The following is a 3,043-nucleotide window of genomic DNA, read 5'->3' on the forward strand; positions in this document are numbered from 1 at the left end:
ATCCAGGTGGGGGATAGCCGGCGGGGCTGGGTGGAGTCCTACCAGGCGCTGCTGGAGCTGGCGGCGGATCCCAGCTTGGGCGGCGAGGTTCAGGTGACGGTGGACTTGAGCGATGTCCGCCCTGCCGGCGAGCGGCTACAGGGGTTTGGGGGTGTGGCCAACCCCATCAAGCTGCCCGGCCTCTACGAGCGCTGTGCCGCCATCCTCAACAAAGCGGTGGGCAGACAACTGAACTCGGTGGAGTGCTGCCTGCTCATCGACGAGGCGGCGGTGACGATTGTGGCGGGGAACATTCGGCGGTGCTTACCTGAAAACGCCTTGGTGCACACCTCACAAGGTCTGGTGCCCATCAAGGATGTGCAGGTAGGCGATTGGGTTCAGACCCCCCTTGGGTTTCGTCGGGTGGTCAACAAGTTTGACCAAGGGATCCAAGAAGTTTACGAAATAGAGACCAATGCCCTTCCTTTCTTTTCAACTTTGAACCACCGCCATGCGGTTTTGGCAGACGCTCGGGGGAACATCGCATGGAAAAGTACCCACGAGTTAGTCGAGGGGGATCGTCTGCTGCACAACACCCAAGTTCTCCCCGGCACCATTACCCACCTCCCTGAGGACTTTACGGCACCTCGTCCAAGACAAAGCCCCACCGCAAAGCCCCTGCACATCCCGCCCCTGACACCAGAGGTGGCCTGGCTCATTGGGTTTACCCAGGGGGATGGGTATGTTGCGCTGGGGCGCGATCTCCACGGCAAGCCCTACGGTCACCTGGAGTGGAGTGCCAATACCCTGGATCCCGAGCTGCTTTCCCGTCTCCAAGCTAAGCTGGAGCAGGCGCTAGCCGCCTTCGGGCTGACAGCTACCTGCAGCTATGGGCCAGGGGAGAACAGGGCAAAGTTTGTGTGTTCCTGCATCCCGCTGGCGGAGTATTTCGAGCGGCACATCAAGAAACCAAAGCAACCCCTGCAAGTTCCCGACTTTATCCTGCGCGGCACCGTTGAGGTACGGTCAGCTTACCTGGCAGGCCTTATCGACAGCGATGGGTCAACCCGTAGTCATCCCCCCCAATTGCTGACAACTGTCCACCGCTCCTTTGCCCTGCAAGTGGCGGCTGTTCTCTCCAGTCTGGGTATTGCAGGCCGACTCAAAATCCTCCCCCCCCAGCAGGAGAACTGGCAGGTTCAATACAGCCTTACCCTACCGGCGTTCAAGGATCGGTACAACGCCTTGGTGGCTCCCTACTCAGCTAAAGGGAAGTTGCCCCAAGGGCTGGAGATGCATGGCTTTACGATTCCGGGTTCCCTGCTGCAGGAAGTATACAGCTACACTGAGATGCGCGGCATGGGCTTCCAAGGAGCTCGGTCGGTCGAAGCCAACTATGAACGATACTTGGCTGAGTCGGGGTTCGATTTGGATATCCCCGTTACAGTTAAGGGCCTAGGCAGCCATGACTGGGTACGAACCTACGACATTGAAGTCGAAGAGGCTCATTGCTTTTACTGCAATGGCTATCTCACCCACAACAGCGCGGGTATGCGCCAATTTGCCGCCGACGACGAGCTGGGATCCAGCGCCAAGGACAACCTCTGGCAGCAGGACGAGCAGGGCAACTGGAGAATTGACCCGGAGCGGGATGCCCTGCGCATGGCCAACCACACGCGCGTGTTCCACCGCAAGCCAACGCGAGAAGAGTGCATTGCGGCAGTGCGCAAGCAGTTTTACTCCGGCGAGGGAGCCATCCAGTGGGCAGGGGAAGCTGTGGCGCGGGCCAATGCCGACCTGCTCGCCACTCCAGAATTGAAACAGACCTTCCTCAACATCTATGCTTCCCAAGGCCCAGAGGAAGCTCGACGCTGGCTAAAACACCACTGGCCAACCCTGCCGGAGGCTGAACTGGAGCACCGGCTGCGGCGGTATGGGTTAAACCCTTGCGGGGAGATCATTGGATGCGACTTCCACTGCAACCTGGCTGAGATCCACCTCAACCGGCTGGATCCCCACAACCGCCAGGAACAAGAGGAGGCCTTCACAGCCGGGGCCCTGACAGCGGCGGCGCTATTGCACCATCGCTTTGTCGAGCCCCGCTTCCAGCGCTCGCGGGAGTGGGATCCCATCGTCGGCGTCTCGTTTACGGGGCTGTTTGACTTTTGCGTCAAAGCCTTTGGGGTAGACTGGCTGCGCTGGTGGCAAGAAGGGAGGCCGGATACGCCCCTGGGGCGGGAGTTCAAGCAGCAGGAGCAGGAATACCTCAGCTTTTGGAAGGAAGTTGTCCACCGCGTGGTCTGGGACTACTGCGACCGCCACGGGTTGCGCCGTCCCAACCGCTGCACCACTGTTCAGCCCGCTGGCACCAAGTCCCTGCTCACCAACGCCTCGCCCGGCTGGCACCCGCCCAAGGCCCAGCGCTACATCCGCCGCATCACCTTTGCCAAAAACGACCCCGTGGCCCTCGCCTGTCTGGACTATGGCTACTCGGTAGTGCCCGCCCAGGCGGACAAGGACGAAAACGGCAACCTGCTCAACGACCCCTTTGATCCCCGCTGTACCGAGTGGCTGGTGGAACTGCCGGTGGAGGTGGAGTGGGCCAACTTGCCCGGCGCCGAGGAGATTGAGATTGAGCGCTTCTCCGCCCTGGCCCAGTTTGACTTTTACATGCAGGTGCAAAAGTACTACACCACCCACAACACCTCAGCTACCCTTGAGCTGCGCGAGGACGAGATCGAAGCGCTGGGATCCCGCATTTACGAGGCCATCCGCGACGACGAGGGCTACATCAGCGCAGCGCTGTTGGCCCGCTTCGACGCCCCCTTCCCCCGCCTGCCCTTCGAGAAAATCGACAAGGCCACCTACGAGCGGCTGGTGGCCGAGGTCAACACGAGACGAAGGACAGACGACTTCTTCGCGGCCCTGGCCCGCCATGACCACCACCTCGCCCTGGCAGCAGAGGGGCCGGCAGGGTGTGATGCTTTGGGGTGTCTGTTGCCAGATACGGACTCCGCCCCGCTATCGCCAACCAATTAAGGAGTAGGTAGCCCTTTGCAACACG

At 60.8% G+C, this 3,043-nt stretch carries 1 protein-coding gene; it reads left to right on the plus strand.

From position 1 onward, the window contains the following. Nucleotides 1-3,018, plus strand: a 3,018-nt coding sequence (gene nrdJ, locus NW857_RS05600) for a ribonucleoside-triphosphate reductase, adenosylcobalamin-dependent (RefSeq protein WP_414368241.1), incomplete at its 5' end; no start/stop codon positions are given. Nucleotides 3,019-3,043 lie beyond the last annotated feature (25 nt).

The sequence above is a fragment of the Synechococcus sp. H55.9 genome (assembly GCF_047462355.1).
Lineage (GTDB): Bacteria > Cyanobacteriota > Cyanobacteriia > Thermostichales > Thermostichaceae > Thermostichus.